Source organism: Winogradskyella pelagia (genome assembly GCF_017581965.1).
GTDB classification, from domain to species: domain Bacteria; phylum Bacteroidota; class Bacteroidia; order Flavobacteriales; family Flavobacteriaceae; genus Winogradskyella; species Winogradskyella pelagia.
Genome location: NZ_JAGEVF010000004.1, coordinates 1 through 19,442, shown reverse-complemented (window position 1 = coordinate 19,442; position 19,442 = coordinate 1). Strand labels below are relative to the sequence as shown.

General features: G+C 35.0%; 18 protein-coding genes. 12 read left to right on the top strand and 6 right to left on the bottom strand.

Going from position 1 to position 19,442, the window contains the following annotated elements; genetic code table 11:
* Positions 1-62 precede the first annotated feature (62 nt).
* The 4 genes from lon (at position 63) to cmk (ending at position 5,014) form a co-directional block, all read left to right on the top strand.
* Positions 63-2,516, top strand: a complete 2,454-nt coding sequence (gene lon, locus J4050_RS06150; RefSeq protein WP_208153380.1) for an endopeptidase La — start codon at positions 63-65, stop codon at positions 2,514-2,516.
* Positions 2,500-3,234 (top strand): LysM peptidoglycan-binding domain-containing protein, encoded by a 735-nt coding sequence (locus tag J4050_RS06145; RefSeq protein ID WP_208153378.1) that lies wholly within the window; start codon positions 2,500-2,502, stop codon positions 3,232-3,234. Before lon ends, J4050_RS06145 begins: the two co-directional genes overlap by 17 nt.
* A gap of 71 nt (positions 3,235-3,305) precedes the next feature.
* Positions 3,306-4,325 carry a type IX secretion system protein PorQ gene (gene porQ / locus J4050_RS06140; protein WP_208153376.1) on the top strand — a complete coding sequence of 340 codons (1,020 nt, stop codon included), beginning with the start codon at positions 3,306-3,308 and terminating at the stop codon, positions 4,323-4,325.
* Positions 4,325-5,014 (top strand): (d)CMP kinase, encoded by a 690-nt coding sequence (gene cmk / locus J4050_RS06135; protein WP_208153374.1) that lies wholly within the window; start codon positions 4,325-4,327, stop codon positions 5,012-5,014. The genes porQ and cmk overlap by 1 nt, the downstream gene beginning before the upstream one ends.
* A 52-nt stretch (positions 5,015-5,066) precedes the next feature.
* Here cmk and J4050_RS06130 read toward each other — a convergent pair whose 3' ends face one another.
* The gene (locus tag J4050_RS06130; protein WP_208153372.1) at positions 5,067-5,444 is read right to left on the bottom strand and encodes a LysM peptidoglycan-binding domain-containing protein; all 378 of its coding nucleotides are present in this window, start codon (positions 5,442-5,444) and stop codon (positions 5,067-5,069) included.
* A gap of 320 nt (positions 5,445-5,764) precedes the next feature.
* Between J4050_RS06130 and rpsA the strand changes: the two genes are divergently transcribed.
* Both rpsA and J4050_RS06120 read left to right on the top strand, forming a co-directional pair.
* A complete protein-coding gene (gene rpsA / locus J4050_RS06125; protein ID WP_208153370.1) occupies positions 5,765-7,600 on the top strand; it encodes a 30S ribosomal protein S1 in 1,836 nt (611 codons plus the stop codon).
* A 69-nt stretch (positions 7,601-7,669) separates the two neighbouring features.
* Positions 7,670-8,146 (top strand): hypothetical protein, encoded by a 477-nt coding sequence (locus J4050_RS06120; RefSeq protein WP_208153368.1) that lies wholly within the window; start codon positions 7,670-7,672, stop codon positions 8,144-8,146.
* An 8-nt stretch (positions 8,147-8,154) separates the two neighbouring features.
* Here J4050_RS06120 and glgP read toward each other — a convergent pair whose 3' ends face one another.
* On the bottom strand, positions 8,155-9,798 hold the full coding sequence (glgP, locus tag J4050_RS06115; protein WP_208153365.1) for an alpha-glucan family phosphorylase: 1,644 nt from the start codon (positions 9,796-9,798) through the stop codon (positions 8,155-8,157).
* Between the two features lie 186 nt (positions 9,799-9,984).
* Here glgP and pyrR point away from each other — a divergent pair, with 186 nt between their 5' ends.
* Genes pyrR through J4050_RS06095 form a run of 4 tightly spaced genes read left to right on the top strand, consistent with a single transcriptional unit; the run spans position 9,985 to position 12,726 of the window.
* Complete coding sequence (gene pyrR / locus J4050_RS06110; protein ID WP_208153363.1) at positions 9,985-10,524, top strand: bifunctional pyr operon transcriptional regulator/uracil phosphoribosyltransferase PyrR; 540 nt, start codon at positions 9,985-9,987, stop codon at positions 10,522-10,524.
* A gap of 30 nt (positions 10,525-10,554) precedes the next feature.
* Positions 10,555-11,484, top strand: coding sequence for an aspartate carbamoyltransferase catalytic subunit (locus J4050_RS06105; RefSeq protein ID WP_208153361.1), 930 nt, complete (start codon positions 10,555-10,557; stop codon positions 11,482-11,484).
* 1 nt (position 11,485) lies between these two features.
* Positions 11,486-11,818 (top strand): ribonuclease Z, encoded by a 333-nt coding sequence (locus tag J4050_RS06100; RefSeq protein WP_208153359.1) that lies wholly within the window; start codon positions 11,486-11,488, stop codon positions 11,816-11,818.
* A 2-nt stretch (positions 11,819-11,820) separates the two neighbouring features.
* A complete protein-coding gene (locus tag J4050_RS06095) occupies positions 11,821-12,726 on the top strand; it encodes a ribonuclease Z (protein WP_208153357.1) in 906 nt (301 codons plus the stop codon).
* 75 nt (positions 12,727-12,801) lie between these two features.
* Here the strand turns inward: J4050_RS06095 and J4050_RS06090 are convergent, their stop codons facing one another.
* Positions 12,802-13,215: a hypothetical protein gene (locus J4050_RS06090; protein ID WP_208153355.1), complete on the bottom strand. Its 414-nt coding sequence runs from the start codon at positions 13,213-13,215 to the stop codon at positions 12,802-12,804.
* A 68-nt stretch (positions 13,216-13,283) separates the two neighbouring features.
* Here J4050_RS06090 and pdxH point away from each other — a divergent pair, with 68 nt between their 5' ends.
* On the top strand, positions 13,284-13,931 hold the full coding sequence (gene pdxH, locus J4050_RS06085) for a pyridoxamine 5'-phosphate oxidase (protein ID WP_208153889.1): 648 nt from the start codon (positions 13,284-13,286) through the stop codon (positions 13,929-13,931).
* A gap of 187 nt (positions 13,932-14,118) precedes the next feature.
* Entirely contained in the window at positions 14,119-14,616 is a 498-nt protein-coding gene (locus J4050_RS06080; protein ID WP_208153353.1) for a CAP domain-containing protein, read from the top strand.
* 304 nt (positions 14,617-14,920) lie between these two features.
* On the opposite strand, the gene J4050_RS06075 is transcribed toward J4050_RS06080, so the two are convergent.
* The 3 genes from J4050_RS06075 to J4050_RS06065 form a co-directional block, all read right to left on the bottom strand.
* Positions 14,921-16,825, bottom strand: a complete 1,905-nt coding sequence (locus J4050_RS06075; RefSeq protein ID WP_208153351.1) for an OmpA family protein — start codon at positions 16,823-16,825, stop codon at positions 14,921-14,923.
* A gap of 13 nt (positions 16,826-16,838) precedes the next feature.
* Positions 16,839-17,774, bottom strand: coding sequence for a PorP/SprF family type IX secretion system membrane protein (locus tag J4050_RS06070; RefSeq protein WP_208153349.1), 936 nt, complete (start codon positions 17,772-17,774; stop codon positions 16,839-16,841).
* A gap of 12 nt (positions 17,775-17,786) precedes the next feature.
* A partial coding sequence (locus tag J4050_RS06065; protein WP_208153347.1) for a T9SS type B sorting domain-containing protein occupies positions 17,787-19,442 on the bottom strand: 1,656 nt, incomplete at its 5' end.

The window sequence follows — 19,442 nt, the reverse complement described above, 5'->3', positions numbered from 1 at the left end:
ACTAATACATTTAAAAATACGCCAGTTATCCCTATGAGATGACATAATGGCTTAATAATATTATGAAGAAATCTAATTTCATACAACTAGACAGTTTGTCATTGCAGGATTTTGATGAGAATTCAGAATTAATTCCATTAATGACACCTGAAGACGAGGAACAAATAAATAATGAATCCTTGCCCGAATCGCTACCAATTCTTCCTTTGAGAAATACGGTCTTGTTTCCTGGAGTGGTTATACCTATTACGGCGGGAAGGGATACGTCTATAAAGCTTATAAACGATGCTAACAAAGGTAGTAAAGTCATTGGAGTAGTAGCCCAAAAGGATGAGGCTGTGGAAAATCCACAAGCTAAAGACATTTACAAAGAGGGCACTGTAGCCAGGATTTTAAAGGTGCTTAAAATGCCAGATGGTAATACGACAGTTATTATTCAGGGCAAAAAGCGATTTAAGGTCAATGAAATTATTACGGAACAGCCCTATTTAACTGCTAAGATATCTGATTTGCCAGAGCAAAAACCAGAGGTAGATAACGAAGAGTTTAAGGCAATTATTGAATCTATAAAAGACTTGTCTCTAGAGATTATAAAACATAGTCCTAACATACCAACAGAGGCAACTTTTGCCATAAAGAATATAGAAAGCAATTCTTTCTTGGTCAATTTTGTGTCGTCTAACATGAATCTGAAGGTAGAGGAGAAGCAAGAGTTGCTTAAGATTAATGATTTAAAGGAACGTGCGCTTCAGACCTTGAAATTTATGAATCTTGAATTTCAAAAATTAGAACTTAAAAATGATATTCAGAGTAAGGTTCAAAGTGACATGAACCAGCAGCAACGCGAATATTTTTTGCATCAACAGCTAAAAACTATACAGGAAGAGTTAGGAGGTGGTGTTGCTTATGGAGAGGAAGTCGAGGAAATGCGCAAAAGAGCTAAATCTAAAAAATGGGATGATAAAGTTAAGACCCATTTTGAAAAAGAATTGGCTAAAATGCAACGCATGAATCCCCAGGTAGCTGAATATTCTATACAAAGGAACTATTTGGATTTATTTTTGGACCTACCTTGGAATGAGTTTAGCGAGGATCAATTCGATTTAAAACGTGCAATGAAGATTCTAGACCGAGATCATTTTGGTTTAGACGATGTAAAAAAACGTATTATCGAATATTTGGCTGTACTCAAGTTACGTAATGACATGAAATCTCCAATATTATGTCTTTATGGTCCTCCAGGCGTTGGTAAAACGTCTTTAGGAAAGTCAATTGCTGAAGCCTTGGGTAGAGAATATGTGAGAATATCGCTTGGTGGATTGAGAGATGAAGCTGAAATTAGAGGACATAGAAAGACTTATATTGGAGCTATGCCTGGTAGAATTATCCAAAGCTTAAAGAAAGCAGGAACATCAAACCCTGTTTTTGTTCTTGATGAAATAGATAAGTTATCTGCTGGTAATCAAGGAGACCCATCTTCTGCTATGCTAGAGGTATTAGATCCAGAGCAGAATAACGAGTTTTATGACAACTTCTTAGAAATGGGATTTGATTTATCTAAGGTCATGTTCATTGCAACTTCAAATAGTCTTAACACCATTCAACCAGCGTTAAGAGATCGTATGGAAATAATTGATGTTACCGGTTACACTATTGAAGAGAAAGTAGAAATTGCAAAACGTCATTTACTGCCAAAACAACTAAAAGAGCACGGTCTGGATGGTACGGCATTAAAAATAGCGAAACCTCAATTAGAGAAAATTGTTGAGGGTTATACAAGAGAATCTGGCGTAAGAGGTTTAGAAAAACAAATCGCAAAAATGGTACGTCATGCGGCGAAGAATATAGCTATGGAGGAGGATTACAATATCAAAGTGACTAACGATGATATTATTGACGTATTAGGTAGCCCAAGAATGGAGCGTGATAAATATGAAAACAACAACGTGGCTGGCGTAGTTACAGGTTTAGCTTGGACACGCGTTGGAGGTGATATTCTGTTTATTGAATCTATATTGTCCAAAGGAAAAGGTAATTTAACAATTACCGGTAACCTAGGTAAGGTAATGAAAGAATCTGCCACCATTGCCATGGAGTACATTAAGGCCCATGCAGAACAACTTAATATTAATCCTGAAATATTGGACAAATATAATGTTCATATCCACGTACCAGAAGGTGCGACACCCAAAGATGGTCCAAGTGCAGGTGTAACGATGCTAACTTCTTTAGTGTCTTTGTTTACTCAGAACAAGGTAAAAAAGAGTTTGGCCATGACAGGTGAGATAACGCTAAGAGGGAAAGTATTGCCGGTTGGTGGAATCAAGGAAAAAATACTTGCTGCAAAACGTGCAAAGATTAAAGAGATTCTCTTGTGTGCGGATAATAAGCGCGATATCGATGAAATAAAGCCAGAGTACCTCAAAGGGCTTACTTTTCATTATGTGAAAGATATGAGCGAGGTACTGGATATTGCTATTACAAATAAAAAAGTAAAACATGCTAAAACTTTATAGCATATTTATTTTAATATTGGCCTTAACGTGCTCAACGCTTAATATTAAAGCTCAAGAAAAATCCAATTTTAAAGAGGTTGTTTTAGATGGGAAACCTGCAAAACTAAACCTCGAAACTGGCGAGATCACTTTAATTGCAACTGAGGCGATTATAGATAGCCTAAGGAAAAAAAAAGACACTATAGAGACGGAGGATAGAGAACTATCTAAATTCCACGAGGTAAAGGAAGGTGAATCATTACTGGATATTTCTAATCAGTACAAGGTCTCCCTAACAAGGTTAAAGAAATTAAATAATCTTGAGACAACTTTAATCAACGAAGGTCAGGTTTTGTTAATTGATAAAGGTGCTGATAACGGTAAGAATACTATCGCTAAGAATGTTAACAAAAAAGAGGTTACACCTGAAGCTACATCTTTTCACAAAGTTCAAAAAGGAGAAACCCTTTATAGTATTTCCAAAATGTATGGATTATCTGTGGAAACATTAAAGTCAAATAATAACTTATCATCTAATTTAATTAAGGCAGGACAAGTACTTAGATTGGTCAATGATGCTAATAATAAGGAAGAAACTTCAAATACATTATTAATAAAAAAGGGAGATACCCTCTATAGTATTGCCAAGAGATTTAATACTTCGGTAGAAAAGTTGAAAGAACTCAACAGCCTTAAAAATAATGTGATTTTAGTCGGACAAGAATTGCGTATAAGATAGTTTTTATCGCTATAAAAAATAAAAAAATCATATCCTCGTTTTAAGATAGATTTAGTTATTTTGCACCACTTATGATTAAAAGGATAGCCACCTTTATTTCCTTATGCTTAACAATACCTCTTTTAGCTCAGTTAGGTGGTGAATCTACTTATCAATTTTTAAATTTAATATCCTCACCAAGACAAGCCGCATTAGGAGGAAAAGTAATCACGAATTTTGATCACGACGTTACAGATGGGCTTTATAATCCAGCTTCTATAAATTGGCAAATGCACAATCAATTAGCTGTTAACTATTCTAGTTATTTAGGTGGTATAAGTTATGGAACGGCAGCTTATGCCTATACTTGGGACAGGCGAGTTCAAACGTTTCACGTAGGCTTTAGTTATATTAATTACGGTACTTTTGATGGTTATGACGTTAATGGTGTTTCTACAGGGACATTTACAGGTAACGAAGCTGCCTTGTCTATGGGATACAACTACAATATTCCATTTTCCGATTTTTATGTCGGAGTTAATTTAAAGATTATCACCTCGCTTTTAGAACAATATAATTCTGTTGGTGGTGCAGTAGATATTGGTGTGATGTATATAAATGAAAAATTAGATTTTCATGCAGCCTTAACCATTAGGAATTTGGGAACCCAGTTTACAACCTATGCAGGCCAAACTGAGCCATTACCTTTTGAAGTTAATTTTGGGATGTCACAAACGTTAGAGAATGTACCTTTGAGGTGGCACTTTACATTAGAAAATTTACAGGAATGGCCTATTGGGGTTTCTAATCCGGCAAGAGCTACAACGGATTTAGATGGAAACCAGACACAAGAGGAGGTCAGCTTTTTTAATAATGCATTACGGCATGTTATACTTGGAGCAGAACTTTTTCCAGACAGAGGATTTAATGTAAGACTTGGATATAATTTTAGACGCGCAGAGGAGCTTAGAATACAAGATCAGCGAAATTTTTCTGGGTTATCCATAGGAGTTGGTATTAAGTTGAATAAATTGCGATTTAGTTATACTCATGCCAGATATGCCAGTGCGTCAAACACTAGTTTTTTTGGTCTTCAAATTGATTTGCAATAGTGAAAAAAATAGTAATTGCCATAGACGGGTTCTCTTCAACAGGTAAGAGTACAATTGCCAAGAAATTGGCTAAAGCCTTAAATTATATATACGTAGATACTGGTGCCATGTACAGAGCGGTAACCTATTTTGCTCTAAATTCAGGTTGCATAAAAGACGGTTTGTTAGATTCAAAAAGGTTAATAAATGCCTTGCCAAAAATTCATATAGAATTTAAATATAATGAGCTTCTTGGATTTGCAGAGGTTTATTTAAATGGTGCAAATATTGAGGAGCAGATAAGAACTTTAGAAGTTTCTCAATATGTCAGTCCTGTTGCAACCTTATCCCAGGTGCGTAAAAAGTTAGTGCAGCAGCAGCAATTGATGGGCGAACATAAAGGGATAGTGATGGACGGCAGAGATATTGGTACCGTCGTATTTCCAGATGCGGAGCTTAAAATATTTATGACAGCTTCTTCGGAAACAAGAGCGACCAGACGATATAAAGAATTATTAGAACGAGGTCAAAATTTAAGTTACGAGGAAGTTTTAGAAAATGTAACTACTAGAGACCATATTGATTCCACCCGAAAAGATTCTCCATTAATCAAAGCAGATGGTGCAATAGAGATTGATAATTCTAATCTCACTATTGAAGAACAGCTTCAAACCATTTTAGCATTGGCAAAATCAAAAATAAATGAATAAAGAACCTGCTCATTTTTTGAGCAGGTTCTGTTATAATTCCTGTAATTCTGAATTATAAATTTGGAATCACCAACTCTTGATCGGGATAAATCAAATCAGGATTCTTAAGTTTATCCGTATTGGCTTCAAAGATTTTCTGATACTTCATTGGATCACCGTAATAATGCTTTGCAATCTTTCCTAAAGTTTCTCCCGATTTTACAGTGTGTCTGGCATAAACAGTTTCGTCTGCCACTTTTATATCCGCCATAATATCAGATGGGTTCTCACCACCAATTTCCTTGATTTTATCCCAAAGTAGATTTTTTTCATATTGTGTGGCCGCAGTGCCCCAAACATTTAGCTTACCTTCTTTTTCTTCAACCTTTCCGTTTTGGATATTTAATTTTTCTCCCAAGTTTAAAACATCCTGGTATTTTGCTTTAACCATAATAATAAGTTTTAATAATTAATAGTTCTATAAAGATATCAATTTTAATGCGATAAATAAGGTATAAAGTATTTCATAATATCTAATTTTTAGACACATAATTATTGGATTGGTCACAAGAAAATAATTACAAAGTATATCACTTTAATTAATTTGAACAATTATAGATTTATTTTGTAAAACTCTGATTTTATTGTACTTTTGCAGACCTTTTTGGCGGTTTAAGAAAGTAGAAAGGGAATAAAGATATAATTTCAATCATCTTCTGTGGCATCCGCTAGGCTTTCAAAATCTACAGAATACAAATTTTTATTCAGCACATGTCTGAAAAAGAAATAAAAAAAGCTGAAGTTGAAGCAACTGAAGCCCAAACTGTTGAAGCTCCAGTAGTATCTGAAGCTCAAGCAAATCCAGAAAAATTCTTAAAAGAGTTCGATTGGCACAATTACGAAGAGGGAATTGAGCAAGTAGCGGACAAAAAACTCGAAGAGTTTGAAAAATTAGTATCTGAGAACTTTGTAGATACTTTAGATGACGAAGTTGTTGAAGGTGAAGTGATTCACATCACAGATAGAGATGCTATCATTGACATTAATGCTAAGTCTGAAGGTGTAATTTCGTTAAACGAATTTCGCTATAACCCAGATTTAAAAGTTGGTGATAAAGTAGAAGTATTAATTGATGTGCGCGAAGATGCTACGGGACAATTAGTATTATCTCACAGAAAAGCTCGTGTAATTAAGGCTTGGGAACGTGTAAACAATGCCCATGATACAGGCGAAATCGTAAACGGTTTTGTTAAGTGTAGAACAAAAGGAGGAATGATTGTAGATGTTTTTGGCATTGAAGCATTCTTGCCAGGTTCTCAAATTGATGTTAAGCCAATTAGAGATTACGATGCCTATGTTAATAAGACCATGGAGTTTAAAGTTGTTAAGATCAACCATGAATTTAAAAACATTGTAGTTTCTCACAAAGCACTTATCGAAGCTGATATCGAGGAGCAGAAAAAAGAAATCATTGGCCAATTAGAAAAAGGTCAAGTGTTAGAAGGTGTAGTTAAAAACATTACTTCTTACGGTGTGTTTATAGACCTTGGTGGTGTTGATGGATTAGTCCATATCACAGACTTATCTTGGTCTAGAATAAACCATCCAAATGAAATAGTTGAACTAGATCAAAAATTAAATGTTGTAATCCTTGACTTTGATGAGGATAAAACAAGAATTCAATTAGGTCTTAAACAATTGAGCAAACATCCTTGGGAAGCTCTTGGAGAAGAACTTAAAGTAGGTGATAAAGTCAAAGGTAAAGTAGTTGTAATTGCAGACTATGGTGCATTTGTAGAAGTTGCCGAAGGTGTAGAAGGTCTTGTTCACGTAAGTGAAATGTCTTGGTCCACTCACTTAAGATCAGCTCAGGATTTTGTTGAGGTAGGTGATGAAGTTGAAGCTGTGGTCTTAACTCTAGACAGAGAAGAACGTAAGATGTCTTTAGGTATTAAGCAATTGACACCAGACCCATGGACAGATATTACAACTAAGTATCCTGTAGGTTCTAAGCATTCTGGTATTGTGCGTAACTTCACCAATTTTGGAGTGTTCGTTGAGCTAGAAGAAGGTATCGATGGATTAATTTACATCTCTGATTTATCTTGGACTAAGAAAATTAAGCATCCATCAGAATTCTGTAACGTAGGAGATAAATTAGACGTTGTCGTTTTAGAATTGGATGTAGAAGGGCGTAAATTATCATTAGGGCATAAGCAAACCACAGAAAATCCTTGGGACAAGTACGAAACGGAATTTGCTTTAAATACAGTTCACAAAGCAGCAATCTCTGAGATTGTAGATAAAGGTGCTACTATAGCATTTAATGAGGATATTGTTGCATTTATTCCTTCTCGTCATCTTGAAAAAGAAGATGGTTCTAAACTTAAGAAAGGTGAAGAAGCTGAATTCAAAATCATTGAATTCAACAAGGAGTTTAAGCGTGTTGTAGCCTCTCACACAGCTGTGTTTAGAGAGGAAGAAGCTAAAATCGTTAAGAAAGCTGCAAGAAAAGCAGAAGCTCAGGCAGCAGAAGCTAAACCTACTTTAGGTGACGCTAACGATGCTTTACAAGCTCTTAAAGATAAAATGGACGGAAAAAAGTAAAATTTCCTGAAATAATCATATTAAAAAAGTTCTTCATTTTTGAAGGGCTTTTTTTTTACTTTTAATTAAATGAAGTTACTTGTTTACAGTTTATTAGTATTTGTATTATTTGTCTTAGGCTATAACTATTATGAGCAGTTTTTTTTGTATTCAAAATCATTATTAGAGTTAGAAAATTTAAGCTTAGATAAAAGAAGTATTACAGATAAAAATAATGGTGCAATAGTTTTAGGAATCGTATTGGCAACGCTCCCGCTGTTTTATTTAGTAATAAGAAAAACAACAAACCTAAATTCAATTTTAGGTCAAGGCACAAGTATTTTTTTAATTGTTGTATTTGGAGTTCTATTTTGGAGACTCAGAATATTTGGTCTTAATGAAGAATTTCGCAAATTAACTGACTACGTTGATTCTTTCCAGACCGTTCCAAACGTCGAAATTGAATATTTAAAATTTGATATTTATGTTTTAATGGGCTTTATTGTTGGAGCATTAATTGCTATCCTTTTATTTAGGGATAAATCCAAACCACTCCTTGGCAATTAAGAAAAAGTCTATTTAAAGAGTTTTTTATAATATTCATCTGCCATTCTATGGCTTGAAAAAGAAGGGATGACATCATCAATGGCCTTATAAACTATCTTTTGCCACTTCTTAGGGTTTTTGTAATAGGTCGGTATAACTTCCTCCTCTAATATCTTGTAAAGATTGTAAGCATCTATTTTATCTTGATCCTCAACAGGAAGATTATGATTTAGCTCTGGCAATACAAAACTGTTTTTACCATGTTTTTGAAATTCTGGTATCCATCCATCGTTGATAGAAACGTTCACTGAGCCATTCATGGCAGCTGTCATACCGCTAGTTCCTGAAGCCTCACGAGTAATTCTTGGAGTATTTAACCAAATATCAGAACCAAGTTTTAATTTCCTTGAGAGCTCAATTTCGTAGCCAGTTAATACCGCTAAATTTGTATATGATTTAGATATGTGCACTAAGTTATTAAAAATGTCAATCCCAAATTTGTCGTGTGGGTATGGTTTTCCAGCCCAAATGATTTGTACCGGATAGTCTTTATTATTAATCAGTTTTAAAAACCTTTCAAAATCGTAAAGCAGCAAGTCGGCTCTTTTGTAACCGGCAAAACGTCTTGCCCATACTATAGTTAGTACTTTTGGATCAAATATTTTTTCTGTTTGGTTTACAACTTCAGCGAAAAGTTCTTTTTTAAGCTCTATCTTTCGTTTAAAGAAGGTTTTATCATTCTTTTTAACCCAAGATTGTTTCAACTGTTCATCTTGCCAAAAACTTTGATTTTGTGCATTAGTTATTGGAATAATAGAACAGGTGTTACTGTAATCACGCCACATTTCTTTGGATACCTTGGCATGTAATTTTGAAACAGCATTAGCTTTCTTGGCTAGTCGTAATGCTGAAACCGTATAATTAATTTTGCTATCATTAACGGTTTCATAAGCCAATTCATTTTCTGTTAATTTTCTTCCAAAAAAGCCACAATGATTTAAGAAATGTCCATCGCGCTCTTCATTACCTGCTTTTTCAGGAGTATGTGTGGTAAAAACAAATTGGTTCTTTTTTATCCCCTTATCTTTTAAGTAATAAAAAGCAGGAAGCGCATGGCCTTCATTCAAATGATATATATCTGCTCCTCCAAGAGCTTCGACAACTTTAGCACCACCAATGCCCAGAACAATGCTCTGAGAAATACGTGTTGTTTCATTAGCGTCATACAGGTGGTCTGTGATGGTTTTAGACAAATAATCGTTTCCTTCTACATCTGTACTTAAGAGATATAGTGGTACAGAGCCAAAGATTTCTGGTTTTAGCACATAGGCTTTTACGTTTACATTTGGGTTACCGTGAAGAGATACTTTAACTTCTATGCCTGTGTCTTCAAGAAAATTATAAGTTTTCTCAACAAAGTCAGGTCTCAGCGTTTTATCCTTATTGCGGGACTGGTCGTAGTAGCCGTACTTCCATAACACTCCAATTCCAATGATATTTTGCTTGAGCTCAAATGCAGAACGCATGTGAGACCCAGCTAGGAATCCTAAACCTCCCGAATAGATTTTTAAAGCTTGATGAATTCCAAATTCCATACTAAAATAGGCAACTTTTTTATCGTAAGGTTTAACTGGGCTGTACGGATGGTGCCAGGTACTGTATTTACTGTTCATAATAAGGTTGAATGTTAATCACAAAGCGGTAAAAATAAGCATTAGTAATGCATTATTTTGGTGACAATTATCATGAAATAGTTTAGTTTGCCATAAATATCAATCTGTTAATATTCTACGTTGATATGTGATAAATTCCTAAATTTTTACGTTAACTTTGCTCAGTGAATAACGCTGAGTGCTAATATGAGTCAGAAAGTTTTACTCAATTCCAAAGAAGTCAATATAATTCTCCACCGACTTGCCTGTCAGCTCATAGAAAATCATGAGAACTTTGAAGAAACTGTGCTCGTGGGTATACAACCCAGGGGTCGATTTTTGGCCAATAGATTAGCAGATTTGTTGCGAGAAGAATACAAGATTAAATCCATTCAATTAGGCCATTTAGATATTACCTTTTTTAGAGATGATTTTAGACGAGGCGATAAACCTCTTGCTGCGAATACAACAGAAATAGATTTTATTGTAGAAGATAAAAATGTAGTTTTTATTGATGATGTTTTACACACAGGACGCAGTATCAGGTCTGCTTTAACAGCAATTCAATCATTTGGAAGACCAAAGAATATTGAGTTATTAACATTGATAGATAGAAGATTTAGTAGGCATTTGCCCATACAGCCAACATATAAAGGAAGGCAGGTAGATGCGATAGACGAACAGCGCGTTAAAGTGAACTGGTTGGAGAATGCTGGCGAAGACGTGGTATATTTAGTAGATAAATAAAATAACCTTTGCAATTACAATAGTTAAAATATGAGTGAGTTAAGTGTTGATCACTTGTTAGGCATAAAATATCTGAACAAAACAGATATTGAACTGATTTTTGAAACGGCAGACCAGTTTAAGGAGGTTATTAATAGACCTATAAAAAAGGTTCCATCACTTAGAGATATTACAATTGCCAATTTATTTTTTGAGAACTCCACTAGAACTAAACTTTCATTTGAGTTAGCTGAGAAGCGTTTGTCTGCAGATGTTATTAATTTTTCAGCCTCCCAATCATCTGTTAAAAAGGGTGAGACATTGGTAGATACAGTAAATAACATACTATCAATGAAAGTGGATATGGTAGTGATGAGGCACCCAAATCCAGGTGCAGGTGTGTTTCTGTCAAAACATGTAAAGGCTAGCATCATTAATGCTGGTGACGGCGCACATGAGCACCCAACTCAGGCATTGTTAGATTCATACTCCATTAGAGAGCGATTGGGTGGAGTTAAAGGAAAAAATGTGGTTATCGTTGGTGATATTCTACATAGTAGGGTAGCGCTTTCAAATATTTATGCATTACAACTGCAAGGTGCTAACGTTAAGGTGTGCGGGCCAAAAACTTTGATTCCTAAGTATATAGAATCATTAGGTGTAAAAGTAGAGACTAATCTTAGAAAAGCATTAGAATGGTGCGATGTTGCGAATATGTTACGCGTACAAAATGAACGTATGGAGATATCATATTTTCCATCTACGAGAGAATATACCCAACAATTCGGAGTTAACAAAACCTTATTAGATAGTTTAGATAAGGAGATTGTTATTATGCACCCAGGACCAATTAACAGAGGTGTAGAGATAACCAGTGACGTTGCAGATTCAAAACAGGCCATTATATTAGATCAAGTAGAAAACGGAGTTGCAGTGAGAATGGCTGTGATATATTTATTGGCTTCAAAAATCAAACAGTAAAATGATTATTGATAGAGACGGTAATATCACCCTTATAACACAAGAGCATCCTTCAGTAAAAACTCTTGTGAATAACATAGAGCAGTCTTATGATAAATTTAAAAGCTATCATCTCATTGTTAATCTTTCTTCTTTACAAAAAAATCATTTAGAAGATATTGTTGAATTTTTAAGATTAAGCAACACTCACCGCAGAGACCAAAAGTCTTTCGTCATAGTTTCTGACAAAGTTGATTTAGATGAAATGCCAGATGAAATTGTGGTTGTTCCTACGCTGCATGAAGCTTATGATATTATAGAAATGGAAGATATCGAAAGAGACTTAGGCTTTTAGATATGAATCTTACCATCTTAGGTTGCCATAGTGCCACACCACGCGTAAATACTAATCCAACAGCTCAAGTCCTTGAGATTAAAAATCACTTCTTTTTAATTGATTGTGGCGAAGGCACGCAGGTTGAATTACGTCGAAATAAAATAAAGTTTTCTAGAATTAAGCATATTTTTATTTCCCATTTACACGGAGATCATTGCTTCGGTTTGGCTGGGTTACTTAGTACTTTTAATTTATTGTCTCGTGAAACGGAACTCCACATTTACTGTCCTAAAGGTCTAAAAGAGGTTATCACACTTCAATTAAAGCTCTCTGACTCATGGACTAAATTCCCACTGATTTTTCATGAACTCACCTCAAAGGGCTCTGAGCTTATATTCGAGGATGATAAGGTAGAGGTTTACACCATACCTTTAAAGCACAGGATATATACCAATGGCTTTTTGTTTAAGGAAAAAGAAAGCGAACGGAAATTAGATATTAATGCCGTACGCAATGCAAAAATTGATGTTGCTTACTATAGAAAATTAAAGCAAGGTGGTGATGTGCCTAATGAGCAAGGTGAATTAATAAAAAATGAGACTGTAACAAAAGACCCAGCGCCAGCAAAAAGTTATGCCTATTGCAGTGATACTGTTTATAACGAAGACATTATTCCTATTATAAAAAACGCTACAGTGCTATATCACGAGTCGACCTTTCTAGAAAAAAATCTTGACTTATGTCAACCTACAAAGCATAGTACAGCCAAGCAAGCGGCTACGATAGCTGAAAAAGCAGAAGTCGGTACCTTAATACTTGGGCATTATTCAACACGGTATAACGGATATGATGGATTTCTTAATGAAGCTCAAACTGTATTTGATAATGTTTTACTTTCGCGAGATGGTAAGACAATTAAATTTTAGAGTAATGAGTTTTCATTTTTTAAGTTTAATTTTAATATCGAGTACCGAGACTAAAACAACTTGTTATAGTAATAGTTATTGTAGTTCATCTAATTGATTAACCCAATTAATGGCTTCCAAGAGATTTTTTGCACGCTTAATTGGGATAGAAGCCAATTGTTTTTCAATATTGGCATTTATAAATGTAGAATCTCTATAACTTACAATTGCAGCAGCTATAAGAATACTATCGTCTTTATCAAAGTAAGACCATAACACAGGGTCTATTGAATATGCATTAACGCGATTAGCTATGTATGCTAAGGATTTATGATAACCATATTTATCCCTTAAAGAAGCTAAGAGTTGATTAAGTTTGTCCCAATTAAGATGCTCGCCTTCATTAACCTCCATTATAAAATAGTTATCTAACACGTAGTATTTGCCAAAATTTAATTCAACTTTTTCATAAGAAAGTGACATAGAAATAGGAGATTCTTCAAATTTCATTGTTCAATTTTTTGATAAATGTACTCTTTTTTTGAGCCAATAAAAAAATGGAGTATCTTCGTTTACCTATGGAAAGAGATCTAAGTAATTACCGCAAAACCTATCAAAAAGGGGAGTTATTAAAGTCCCAAATACCTGAAAATCCAATGGAATTATTCAGGGATTGGTTTATAGAAGTTGATACACATTTTAATGTTGGTGAAACTAATGCTATGACTATTTCTACCATTGGACTAGATGGTTTCCCAAAGAGTAGAGTAGTGCTGTTAAAGAAGTATACTTTTGAAGGTTTCATTTTCTATACCAATTACAAAAGCGAAAAGGGAAAAGCAATCTCTTTAAACCCAGCCGTTTGCTTGTCATTCTTTTGGCCAGCAGCAGAACGGCAGATTATTATAAAAGGAAAAGCAGAAAAAATAGCAGAAAATCTTAGCGATGGTTATTTTGAGTCACGACCGCGCGGAAGTCAACTTGGAGCAATAGTTTCAAATCAAAGTGAAGTGATTTCCAGTAGGGAAGAGCTAGAACAAAAATTGCAGACCCTTGAAAAAAGCTATGAGGGTAAATCCATAGACCGCCCGGATTTCTGGGGTGGTTACATTGTAAAGCCAGAAGAATTAGAGTTTTGGCAAGGTAGGCCTAACAGACTGCACGATAGAATACGGTACAAATTGCAGTCAGATTATTCATGGCAAATCGACAGGTTATGTCCTTAATAAAAATCGATTAAGTGGTATAATTCTTGGCTGAAATACCTTAAAAGATAATTTTAAAGTGCATTTCATCGATGTTTTGCAATAAAATTCGATGAAATACATGCTTTTAATCGATTTTAACATTATATTAACGTTTTAAGCTAGAGACCCTGTTAAATTAGTAGGACCAAATCTTAATTACCTACTTATGAAAGTGTCTAAACTGCTGCCACTTATGGCAATCGTAGCCCTCTTAGGCTTGTCATCTTGCTCAACAGATACGTCTTTAGAAGATGAGATAAACGCAATAGAAGTTCCTCAGGCTCCTTTAGCCAAACAAATTGAAATTGAAATTATGGAACTCATTAATGCACACAGAATAAACGAAGGCCTCAGTACGCTCCAAGATCACTCAACGGTTAAGGCGGTTGCGTTTACGCATACCGATTATATGATTGAAGTTGATAATGTATCTCATGATAATTTTTTTCAGAGAAAGCAAAGTTTACAATTAAATGCTGATGCTAATATTGTTTCAGAAAATGTAGCTTACGGTTTTAGTTCTGCTGAATCTGTTGTCAATGCATGGTTAAATAGTCCAAGTCATAGAGAGAATATTGAAGGTAATTTTACCGACTTTGATGTCTCGGCTGAGCAAAACGTAGATGGAAAGTGGTATTTTACCAATATCTTTATAAAGCGTTAGACCGCTTAAAAAGTTGATTAATAGCAAGAAAAAGACCGCTACTGCGGTCTTTTTTTATGGATAAATAAACACCTCTGATTATTCTTCTTTATTAAATCGAGTAGCTGGTGTTGTAAATTATCTTGTTTGCATAATGTTTATCCCCTTGTGCGTAAGTTTTTCTAATACTAGAATAAAGATTGAATAAAAGCTTTTATATATCATTAGACCTTGTGAATATTGCGGTTTAAAATGATTAAAAAAAAGCAAGTAATTTATATTACTTGCTTTTGCTATTTGTTAAATATGTTTTGTGACGTAGGATTTATTCCTTTACAATGTAGAAATAGGAGCGTCTGTTCATTTGATGTTCTTCCTCAGAGCATTTTACTCCGTTAGAGCATTCATTGAGTAATTGAGTTTCACCATATCCAATGGCACTCTCAACTCTACTTGAAGAAATGCCTCTAGAAATTAAATAATCTCTAGTAGATTTAGCTCTTCGGTCAGAGAGCTTCATATTATATCTGTCACCACCTCTGCTGTCTGTATGGGATTCAATTTTAATGACCATTTTAGGATGTTTTCTTAATACATCTACAATATTTTCTAGTTCGTACTGAGCATCAGTTCGTATACTCCATTTATCGAAATCAAAGAAGATAGGATTTATAACAATTTGGTTATCTATAATGAGTGGGATAAGCATTAAATCGGCTGAATTTATCTTATCATTATTGGCCGAAGTATTTACAACGACTTGTTTGTCTTTATAATCCATTTTATTCGCTGCAATTGTATAAGTTTTATTACAATCTACAGTAAATGAAAAATTGCTTCTGTTTTCCGTATTAAATTCTTCTAAAATTTTTCCAGTTTCGTCGATTAATCTGACAGTAACACCAGTTAATAAGATACCTGTATTACTATCTTTTACCTCTCCAGCAATTATTTCTTTACACTTTTGCGCGTTAAAACTGTAAATATCATCGCTTCCCTTTCCGTCAGGTCGGTTAGATGAGAAAAATCCTTTTTTGCTTTCGGAGTTTATGAAGAATGCAAAATCATCATAGCCACTATTGTAAGGAGAACCTAAATTTTCAGCTTCAGTACGTTCACCTTTAAGAATATCAGATTTAAATATATCTAAAAGACCAAGATTTAAATGGCCATCAGAAGAGAAATACAGAGTGCTGTCTTTTGCCACAAATGGAAACATTTCTCTACCTTCTGTATTTACAAGTTCACCTAAGTTCTCTGGTTCACCGTAATCCCCATCATCATTAATAGCTACAGAATAGATATCAGTTTGGCCTATACCACCCTCTCGATCTGACACAAAATACAAGATTTTATTATCAGGACTAAGGGCAGGATGACCAGTAGAATAAACATCATCATTAAAAGGTAATTCCACCACATCTGTCCATATACTATCAACTAGAGTTGCTTTGTATATTTTTAGATGAGTGGTACCTTTTTTATCATACTTTAAGCGATTTCTTTTATTCACATTATCCCTTGTGAAATAAAGCGTATTTCCGTCGTTAGTAATGGCTATAGAAGCTTCATGATATTCTGAATTAATATCAGTTGAATTTAATTCTAATTTAGAACTGTAGTTTGTTATTGCTCCATTTTCAGTAATTTCTACTTTGTAAATATCTAAGAAAGGTTCTTTGTTCCAGCTATATAAGTTTTCACCTTCACTATTAGCTGAAGCAAAATAGAGCGAACCATTTTTTATAAAAGCACCGAAATCTGAGTTTTCAGAATTGAACGGTACATTATCAATAGTTACAACAAGTTCATTTTTAGATGTTAATTTATCGTACAAATCAACTTCGTCTGGATTATAACCTTTAAGGCGACTATCGCCTTCATGCACAGCAACTAATTCTTTAAACCATTTATCGGCCTCATCAAACTTTCCAATACTTCTTAAAGACTGAATGTATTTATAGAGATACTCTGCATCTAATCGGTTATGTTGCTTTAGGGCTTCGCTATACCAAAATGCAGCTTTTTCGGACTTAGAATTATTGTAATAAGCGTCTCCTAATCTCGTGAGTACATGTGCACTACTATCACCTTTTTCTACTGCTTTTTCATATAGTTCAATAGCCTTTACGTAGCCGTAGTTTTTAAAAAACTTATCAGCTAATTTGGTTTGAGCAAATGTCAGCGATGAGCTTAATATGATTACTATAGCTATTAGTTTTGTTTTCATAGTACGTTTCATTTTAGAAGTATCTAGGTGATTTTATACGTCTACTTTTAAATACTTCGAACATAAGTAAAACTTCATGTGTGCCACTTGTGTAGGCCCTTATATCTGAAATTGGATATTCATAGGCATAACCAATACGTAATTGCTTTGATACCTGGAAATCCGCGATTCCTCCAATTGCCGCGGCCGATTCATTAATTCTATAGCCACCTCCAATCCAAAAAGTGTCATTGAAAAGAAAGTTAGCAGATATATCAAATGATAGTGGCGCTCCATTCGTTGCCTTTAATAATACTGATGGTTTTAGCTTAGTCGTTGCGCTTAAGTCAAAAACATAACCACCGGTAACATAATAACTAATGCGTTCTAGCGCAACATAGTCAATGCTGCCACTTCCGCCATTATTGTAATCTGTATTTAAAATTCTTGGTGCTGATAAACCAACATACCAACGTTGTGAATGCCAATACAATCCTGCTCCAACATTAGGACTCCAGCGATTAGAAACATCATTAAAAAAGGGGTCGTTAATAACCGATGGATCATTTAAAAGCTCTTGGTCAAGATTGTAATGTGTAAAACCTGCTTTTACACCAAATGCTAGTTTTGAATTCAAACCAGTTTGAATTGTATAAGAAAAGTCACCATATATATAGGAGAAATTCTCATAACCAAGTTTGTCATTGATAAATGAAAGGCCGATGCCAATTTTATCATTTCTCAAGGGTGCATGGACTGACAAGGTTTGTGTTTCTGGTCCACCTTCTAGACCTACCCATTGACTTCTGTGCAAACCTACTGCACTAAAAGTGTCTCTACTACCAGCGTATGCTGGGTTAATAGAAATGGTATTAAACATGTATTGCGTAAATTGAGGCAACTGTTGTGCTAGGGCAGTAGAAATGCTCAAGATAAATATTGCAACACTAATTGATTTAGTAAGCTTCATCGGTTAAGTTTATTAATTTGTTGCTACGTAAATAGGACCTGCAAATGGTTCTAATCCACTGTTTCTTAAATTTATAACATAATAGTAAGTTCCGGTTGGGACTTGGCCAGACCCTCCTACTGACGATCCATTGGCGATGCCATTCCAATTGTTTTGATAGTTATTTGACTCATAGATTTTAGCGCCCCATCTGTTAAAGATTTGGAGTTCAATAACAAATCCACAAACTTCAATACCCTTGACTTCAAAGAAGTCATTAATATTATCGCCATTGGCAGTAACTGTTTTTGAAATAACTACATTATCCTTTCCACAAGCCAACACTAAACAGTCATCATCAATGGTGACATCGACTTCTACTTCTGTTGGACATGGGCCTTCGGTAATGGCGTATTTAAAAGTGTAAACTCCAACTTCTACTGTAGATGGGTCAAAAAAGCTACCATCTAAGCTAGCATCACCTGAAACAACAGTCCAAGTTCCATCCATATCGAAATCTCCTGATAGTAAATCAAATAAATCAAATTCAATATCTAAAACACATCGGTTTGCATCAGTAGCTTCAATAACATTACTTATTTCTACCGTGATATTTTGAGTAAAAATATCGGAGTTGCCACAGTCATCAGTAACAGTCCATGTTCTAATTATTGAATAATCTTCAAAATCATTTACTTGAGTTGATTCTTCATTGAATTCAACATCTATTGCATTGGAACAAGCATCCTCAAAAACAAGATTTGGAACTTCAGGTATATCATCACACGCAGCTGTAATATTATCATCAATTGGCGTTACCAATTCAGGTGCTGTAGTGTCAGATACAGAAATAATCTGAATATGACTCACACTGTTTCCACAAGAATCAGCGGCTGTCCAAGTTCTTGTAATAATTTGATCACTAATACAGGCGCCCGCTGTTATCTCTTCACCAAAATCTACTACTATATCTTCACAATTGTCAAAGGCAGTTAATATTTCTGCTTCAGGTATAGCATCACATTCAACAGAGATATCAGGTGGTAAACTTTCATTGAATATAGGTGCCGTTGTATCCTGTACCGTAATAATTTGAAGATATGAGTTCATATTTTCACATTCATCCATAAGTAACCACTTTCTTTGAATGGTGTATTCATTTGGGCAACTTCCTTCAACTATTATATCTTGGAAGGTCGCCTGTAATCCTGTAGAACAGTTGTCTGCTTCGTCAGTCACATCTCCTGTTATGCTCAGGTCTGTTGGGTCTAAGTTGCACTCAATAGTGATATCTGCTGGTACGGTAAACGTAGGTATTGTGTTATCAACAACGTTTATGATTTGTTCAAGCGTACTCGTATTGCCGCACTCGTCCATAAGTGTCCATGTACGGGTAATAATTGATTCGTTGGCACAAGCTCCAGGTGTCGCGTTATCTGAATAACTAGCCTGTAGTCCTGAGGAACAGTTGTCGGTCTCGTCTGTGACGTCTCCGGTAATGTTCAGGTTTGTAGGGTCCACATCGCACTCAATGGTGATATCTGCAGGTACGGTAAATGTAGGTCCGCTGATATCCTCAATGGTAAATGTCGCTGTAGTGGAGCTTGCGTTGCCGCAATCGTCGGTCGCCGTAAAGGTCACGGTCGCCGTACCTGTTGCACCACAGTCATCGCTGAGCGCGGTAAAGTC

Bases quoted from the DNA above. Each gene is read 5' to 3' on its own strand.
- pdxH (WP_208153889.1), top strand. From the start codon at position 13,284: ATGGAAAGAGATCTAAGTAATTACCGCAAAACCTATCAAAAAGGGGAG.
- J4050_RS06145 (WP_208153378.1), top strand. From the start codon at position 2,500: ATGCTAAAACTTTATAGCATATTTATTTTAATATTGGCCTTAACGTGC.
- rpsA (WP_208153370.1), top strand. From the start codon at position 5,765: ATGTCTGAAAAAGAAATAAAAAAAGCTGAAGTTGAAGCAACTGAAGCC.
- J4050_RS06100 (WP_208153359.1), top strand. From the start codon at position 11,486: ATGATTATTGATAGAGACGGTAATATCACCCTTATAACACAAGAGCAT.
- J4050_RS06130 (WP_208153372.1), bottom strand. From the start codon at position 5,444: ATGGTTAAAGCAAAATACCAGGATGTTTTAAACTTGGGAGAAAAATTA.
- glgP (WP_208153365.1), bottom strand. From the start codon at position 9,798: ATGAACAGTAAATACAGTACCTGGCACCATCCGTACAGCCCAGTTAAA.
- lon (WP_208153380.1), top strand. From the start codon at position 63: ATGAAGAAATCTAATTTCATACAACTAGACAGTTTGTCATTGCAGGAT.
- porQ (WP_208153376.1), top strand. From the start codon at position 3,306: ATGATTAAAAGGATAGCCACCTTTATTTCCTTATGCTTAACAATACCT.
- J4050_RS06090 (WP_208153355.1), bottom strand. From the start codon at position 13,215: ATGAAATTTGAAGAATCTCCTATTTCTATGTCACTTTCTTATGAAAAA.
- J4050_RS06070 (WP_208153349.1), bottom strand. From the start codon at position 17,774: ATGAAGCTTACTAAATCAATTAGTGTTGCAATATTTATCTTGAGCATT.
- J4050_RS06080 (WP_208153353.1), top strand. From the start codon at position 14,119: ATGAAAGTGTCTAAACTGCTGCCACTTATGGCAATCGTAGCCCTCTTA.
- J4050_RS06095 (WP_208153357.1), top strand. From the start codon at position 11,821: ATGAATCTTACCATCTTAGGTTGCCATAGTGCCACACCACGCGTAAAT.
- J4050_RS06105 (WP_208153361.1), top strand. From the start codon at position 10,555: ATGAGTGAGTTAAGTGTTGATCACTTGTTAGGCATAAAATATCTGAAC.
- J4050_RS06075 (WP_208153351.1), bottom strand. From the start codon at position 16,825: ATGAAAACAAAACTAATAGCTATAGTAATCATATTAAGCTCATCGCTG.
- pyrR (WP_208153363.1), top strand. From the start codon at position 9,985: ATGAGTCAGAAAGTTTTACTCAATTCCAAAGAAGTCAATATAATTCTC.
- J4050_RS06120 (WP_208153368.1), top strand. From the start codon at position 7,670: ATGAAGTTACTTGTTTACAGTTTATTAGTATTTGTATTATTTGTCTTA.